Source organism: Paenibacillus sp. AR247 (assembly GCF_002968895.1).
GTDB lineage: Bacteria > Bacillota > Bacilli > Paenibacillales > Paenibacillaceae > Paenibacillus_AQ > Paenibacillus_AQ favisporus.
This window is the reverse complement of record NZ_PCZT01000009.1, coordinates 684,275-690,256: the sequence shown is the minus strand read 5'-3', so window position 1 is coordinate 690,256 and position 5,982 is coordinate 684,275. Positions and strand designations below refer to the sequence as shown.

Below are 5,982 nucleotides of genomic sequence, written 5' to 3'. Positions count from 1 at the left end.
GAATTCGTGGATAAGTGGAAAAAATCCGGCGGGGACGAAGTGACGAAGCGGGCACAGACCTGGTACGATAAAGTGAAACAATATCAAAAATAACGAGGAGGTACGTGCATGCAGCCGATCGAACGCAAAAAGCTTGTCTCCCGGCATAATCCCGTCCTGCGCCAACCAGAGAAAATGGCACCGCTCTCGGTCGGTAACGGAGAAATGGCATATACGGTAGACGTCACCGGCATGCAAAGCTACCCGGACGAGTATGTCTTTCCGCTGGGAACGCAATCGCATTGGGGCTGGCATTCCACTGGTGGCCGAAACGTTCACACGCTGGAGCAGCTTCGGCTGGAGCCATTCGACACGCATGGGAGAGATGTAGGCTATCCCACGAATGCGGCCGGACAAGAGGAAGCCTTTCATTGGCTGAGGCAAAACCCGCATCGCGTGCAGCTTGGCGTTTTCGGGCTCGACTTGCGCTCGCCGGACGGAGATCGGATCGGGCTCGATGAGCTCCAGGACATTGAGCAGACACTCGACCTGTGGCACGGCATCATTACGAGCCGATTCCGTGCAGGGGGAGAGGTCGTCCAAGTCGTGACGGCCTGTCACCCGGATTCCGATCAGATCGGTATCCGGATCGAATCACCGCTGATCTCAGAGGGACGGTTGTCCATCATCGTCCGCTTCCCGGCTCCCTATCCGCAAGCCCGCGGCTGGGGGAGCAGTATCGGTTTGAATTGGGAAGATCCAGATCTGCATGCATCGATAAGCAGAAATGCAACTCGCCAGGGCGCACAAATCGAGCGGATCATGGACGAGGATACCTACCACGTCAGAATGGCATGGACTGAAGGGGAGTTGGTTCAAGAAGGACCGCACATGTACCGTATTATGCCTGACTCTTCGCTGGATCAATTTGAGTTTGCCGTGAGTCTGTCGCCCCATGAACCGCATGCCTGCGAAGAAATCGACGCGACCATTGAAGCCTCAAGCCGTCACTGGGCAGGCTTCTGGCAGCGCGGAGGCGCACTGGAACTTGCGGACAGCCGCGATCCCCGGGCCACAGAACTCGAGCGGCGCATTGTGCTGTCGCAGTTTTTGACCGCTCTTCATTCCGCAGGTTCGCTTCCTCCGCAGGAAACCGGGCTGATGTATAACAGCTGGTTCGGCAAATTTCACCTGGAGATGCACTGGTGGCATGCCGCTCATTTTGCGCAGTGGGGAAGGATCGACCTGCTCCACAAAAGCATGGATTGGTACAGCCGAATTCTCCCCAAGGCTCGAGCTCTTGCGGCATCGCAAGGGTATGAAGGGGCACGGTGGCCGAAAATGGTCGGTCCGGAAGGCGATCAGAGCCCATCCGATGTCGGTGCGCTGCTCATTTGGCAGCAGCCGCACCCGATCGACCTGGCAGAACTCTGTTATCAGGCCGAGCCGACCCAGGGTACGCTTGAACGGTACCGGACCATCGTGATGGAAAGCGCCCGGTTTATGGCATCCTACGCCGTATGGGAGCAGGAAAGCAGCCGTTACGTGCTGGGCCCGCCCGTCATCCCGGCACAGGAGAACCATCGAGGCGATGGGACGATGAATCCGACGTTTGAGTTGGAATATTGGTTCCATGGGCTCGGTATCGCCCTGGAGTGGAGGCGCCGGCTTGGTCTCCCGCCTGAACCGCAGTGGGAGCATGTCCGTGCCAAATTGTCGAAGCCTCATGCCTTCAATGGTGTATATGAAGCTCACGAACTGATCTCGGATACGTTCGAGAAGGCGAATATCGACCATCCGTCGATGCTCGGCGCATGCGGCATATTACCGGGTAAGCTTGTCGACAGGGAAACGATGCTTCGAACGCTTTACCGTGTCCGTGATGACTGGAAATGGGAAACATCGTGGGGATGGGATTTTCCGATGGCCGCTATGGCCGCGGCAAGGCTCGGCGAACCGGGACTGGCCGTCGACATGCTGATGATGGATCAGGTCAAAAACAGCTATCTCGTCAATGGCCATAACTACCAGCGGGATAATCTGCTCTGCTATCTTCCGGGCAACGGTGGACTGCTCTCCGCCGTAGCATTGATGGCTTCCGGCTGGATCGGCGGCCCTGACTCCCATGCACCGGGATTTCCGGGTAATGGAACCTGGAATGTGCGGCATGAGGGACTGGTGAGACGTTAATAAGTATGATGCTGTACATATACGGTTCGATACCAAATACTGCTTGCCTGAGCTGGCGCCGAATATTTAACGGAGCCAGCTTTTTTGCGCTCCATGACGCTCTTTGTAACTTATTTTTTCAACTAGGGATTGTCATGCGGAAGAATATGCCTTAATATATTCGATAATGATAATCATTATCATTACAAACAGACATCGGTACGCATCGATAGGAGGTGAATTCTTGAATACGGAGGAAGGAACAACGACTAGGTTGGGAAGCGGCTATTATGTAGTGATTTTGATCTTGATGATTCTAATCGCGTTATCCGCTGTCTTTTCCGTATCGATTGGACAGGTACATATTCCTTTCAGGCAGTCGTGGGAGATCATCGTGCACACCTTGACCAACGGCAAATGGGGATCCATGAGCCATGTCGAGAGCGACTCTTACGTCAACATCATTTTGCAAGTCCGGATGCCCCGCGTCATATTTGCCCTTTTGATCGGCATGGGGCTCTCCTTATGCGGAACGATCATGCAGGCGGTCGTGCAAAATCCGCTCGCTGACCCGTATATTCTCGGCATTTCGTCCGGCGCATCCTTGGGAGCAACCTTTGCAATCCTGGTCGGATTCGGCAGCGGTGCGCTGCTGTCCCAGTTCGGCGTCGCCTTCGGGGCTTTTGCCGGTGCCATGGTCACGTCGATTGCCGTGCTGGTGTTATCCAGCATCGGAGGCAAAGCGACATCGGTAAAGCTCGTCTTATCCGGCGTCGTCATCGGTGCCTTGTGCAGCTCCTTTTCCAGCCTGGTCATTTATTTTGCCAACAACGCGGAGGGCATCAAGACCGTCACATTTTGGTCCATGGGCAGTCTGGCTTCCTCCAGCTGGGATAAAACGCCAATCATGGCGGCGGTTGTACTGCTCGGCTGCGCATTGTTCTTATTGCAGCACCGTGTGCTCAATACGATGCTGCTCGGGGACGAGTCAGCCATTACGCTCGGGATTAACTTGAGTGCCTACCGCAAGTTTTATATGATCGCCGCGGCACTTATTACCGGTACGATGGTCGCTTATGCAGGCATGATCGGTTTTGTCGGTTTAATCATTCCCCATATCGGCAGGGGGATCTTTGGCGCGGATCATAAGCGGCTGACGGCAGGAACGCTGCTGCTGGGCGGATTGATCGGGATCATTACGTCAGTGATCGGGTCGCCGCTGTTTATCTACATGATCGTGAAAAAAGGCTACAATTTCGGAGGGTGAGACATGGAGTTGACCGCAAAGGAAATGCATGTCCGTATCGGCAAAAAAGATATCGTGAAGAACGTATCGATCCAGGTCAAAAACCGGCAGTTCGTTGGCCTGATCGGTCCAAACGGATGCGGGAAATCCACACTGTTGAAAAGCATATACAAAAGCTTGGTTCCGCAGAAAGGGACCGTTTATTTAGACGACCTGGATGTGCTGAAAACGAACGAAAAGAAAGTTTCGCAGCGGCTTGGCGTCGTTGGCCAGTTCAATGAGATGAATTTTGATTTAACGGTCCAGCAGATGGTCATGTTGGGCAGAACACCGCACAAGAAGCTGCTGGAATCCGACAAAGCGGAAGATATGGCGATTGTGGAAGAAGCTTTGGCGAGAACGAATTTGCTGGATTATAAAGAGCGCAGCTATTTGTCGCTGTCCGGCGGGGAAAAGCAGAGGGTCATTTTGGCGCGGACGATCGCGCAGCAGCCGAAATTCATGATTTTGGATGAACCGACGAATCACCTCGATATTCGGTACCAGCTCGAAATCTTAACTTGTGTAAAAGGGTTGGATATCGGGGTGCTGGCCGCGCTTCACGATTTGGAAATGGCCGCTCATTACTGCGATTATCTCTATGCCATGAAGCATGGCGAGGTATATGCGCATGGCACGCCTGAAGAGGTGCTGACGCCGGAGAACATTGAAGCGCTGTACCAGATTAAGTGTAAGACATATATAAATCCGGTTACGAACGGGTTGGGATTTGCTTATGGTCTATAAAAGGGGAGGAAGACAAGTGAAAAAACATCTGCTGCTTACTGCCGGGATTGCGGCAATGCTCGTGCTCAGCGCCTGCGGAAATGCGGCGAAAACCAGTGAACCGGAGGCCCAGGCTGCCAGCCACTATCCGGTAACGATCGAAAATTTCACGAAAGCGGAAGGCGGAACGACCTGGGAGAAAAAAGAGCAGGTATTCGATAAGGCGCCAGAACGCATCATGGCCAATACCCGGCCAGCAGCAGAACTGCTGCTTCACCTTGGACTTGGCGACAAAATCGCCGGGGTCGGCGCGAATTTCGGGGCACCGGATCCAGCGGTCGAATCGGAATATAACAAACTGAATATCCTTAGCGACGAGTACGTCGGCAAAGAGGTTACGCTGGGGACCAATCCTGACCTGGTTTATGGACGGGGTGGCTTATTCGATAACGCCGATTGGGGAGTCGGTACGGTGGACACCTTGAACGGCATGGGAATCAAAACCTATGTTCTGGAATCGTCCGTGACCGGGGGAACCTATGATTCGATTTACAAAGATATTGAACATCTAGGTGAAATTTTTAACGTACAAGATAAGGCCGAGTCGTTCATCCAGGAGCTGAAAGGGAAGCAGGAAGGCATCGCTTCCAAACTAGCGGGTATCCAAGCGGAGAAAACATTCGCCTATCTCCATATGAGCGATCCAAAGGAAGTAAGCGTATACGCAGCCCAACAAGAAACATTTTTTAATGATGCGTTCAAAATGGTCAAACTGGACAACGTCTTTAAAAATGAAACGGGCGAGGTCAGCGTCGAAATGCTGATTCAGGCAGACCCGGATGTACTCATCATCCCGGACTGGAGCACGACGGGCGGCACGACCCAAGATAAGCTCAAAGAGGCACTTTATGCAAATCCCAAATTGTCCAGCATGAAGGCGATCAAAAACAAGCAAATCTATGCGGTGGACTACAACTATATGTTTGGCTATGGCTACAATACAATCGACGGGATGGAAAAGCTGGCCAAGGAAATGTATCCTGACTTGTTTAAATAGTTTCATATCATATAGAAGCGCGTCATGACAACACTTTATAAACGACAGAATCGCCGCTCCTCCATCAGATTTCCTTCCTTCTGATTTGTGTAAATAAGAAGTAACAGCCTGGGCCATACTATGCCAATAGGAAATGAATGGGAGGTGGGAGCGATGAGCGAGACCAGTATTACGATTCATTTTGTCGGCGGAGAAGCACTCAATATTATATCCGATAACGTCAGCGGTGTAATTTCCAGGCTGAAGAGCGAGGAATGGGTAGAATTGAATGAGCATCAGGTGCAAACTTCGAACATTTCCTTTTTTACGGTGTATGAGTCAGGCTTTGGCAAAAACAGCGAAAAACAGCTTCCGTCTAAAAGCTGAATGGGTCATCAGCATACCGAACGACAGCCTGGAGCGATCCGGGCTGTTTTTCNGTCGTGAAGACTTTCATATCTGTACCCAGCAGCAGGCTGATGGGCTTCTGTCCATTCCGTTATCCTCGACTAAGGTCTAGTGATCACACTGGCCTTATGATAGGTGTGCTCCATGCGATTTTCCTTATAATTAATATTATACATAACCAAACAGGAAGAAACTGGGGGTACAAATGAAAAACATAATCACAGGGACGACCGCCGTACTTGCCGTCATGCTGCTCGCAGGCTGCGGAACCGTGGAGGATGCTGCACAAAAGCTCAAGCAGGGGGCGCACGAAACGGCGATGACTGCCGGAACAACGGTCATGGATAAAGTTAGCGGTATCGAAGAAAGCATCAAAAGC

The 5,982-nt window shown here is 52.2% G+C and carries 5 protein-coding genes; all 5 read left to right on the top strand.

Annotation, left to right across the window (positions count from 1 at the left end; translation table 11 throughout):
• The first annotated feature begins 108 nt into the window (after positions 1-108).
• The 5 genes from CPT76_RS11240 to CPT76_RS11220 all read left to right on the top strand — a co-directional run bounded on the left by CPT76_RS11240 (position 109) and on the right by CPT76_RS11220 (position 5,582).
• Entirely contained in the window at positions 109-2,169 is a 2,061-nt protein-coding gene (locus CPT76_RS11240; protein WP_105442983.1) for a glycoside hydrolase family 65, read from the top strand.
• A 289-nt stretch (positions 2,170-2,458) separates the two neighbouring features.
• On the top strand, positions 2,459-3,415 hold the full coding sequence (locus tag CPT76_RS11235) for a FecCD family ABC transporter permease (protein WP_374954671.1): 957 nt from the start codon (positions 2,459-2,461) through the stop codon (positions 3,413-3,415).
• Between the two features lie 3 nt (positions 3,416-3,418).
• Positions 3,419-4,180 (top strand): ABC transporter ATP-binding protein, encoded by a 762-nt coding sequence (locus CPT76_RS11230; RefSeq protein ID WP_105442981.1) that lies wholly within the window; start codon positions 3,419-3,421, stop codon positions 4,178-4,180.
• Between the two features lie 16 nt (positions 4,181-4,196).
• Positions 4,197-5,216, top strand: coding sequence for an ABC transporter substrate-binding protein (locus CPT76_RS11225; protein WP_105442980.1), 1,020 nt, complete (start codon positions 4,197-4,199; stop codon positions 5,214-5,216).
• Positions 5,217-5,369: 153 nt separating this feature from the next.
• On the top strand, positions 5,370-5,582 hold the full coding sequence (locus CPT76_RS11220) for a hypothetical protein (RefSeq protein ID WP_105442979.1): 213 nt from the start codon (positions 5,370-5,372) through the stop codon (positions 5,580-5,582).
• The last annotated feature ends 400 nt before the right edge of the window (positions 5,583-5,982 follow it).

Coding starts and splice junctions, on each gene's coding strand:
- CPT76_RS11235 (WP_374954671.1), top strand. CDS start 2,459: ATGATTCTAATCGCGTTATCCGCTGTCTTTTCCGTATCGATTGGACAG.
- CPT76_RS11230 (WP_105442981.1), top strand. CDS start 3,419: ATGGAGTTGACCGCAAAGGAAATGCATGTCCGTATCGGCAAAAAAGAT.
- CPT76_RS11240 (WP_105442983.1), top strand. CDS start 109: ATGCAGCCGATCGAACGCAAAAAGCTTGTCTCCCGGCATAATCCCGTC.
- CPT76_RS11220 (WP_105442979.1), top strand. CDS start 5,370: ATGAGCGAGACCAGTATTACGATTCATTTTGTCGGCGGAGAAGCACTC.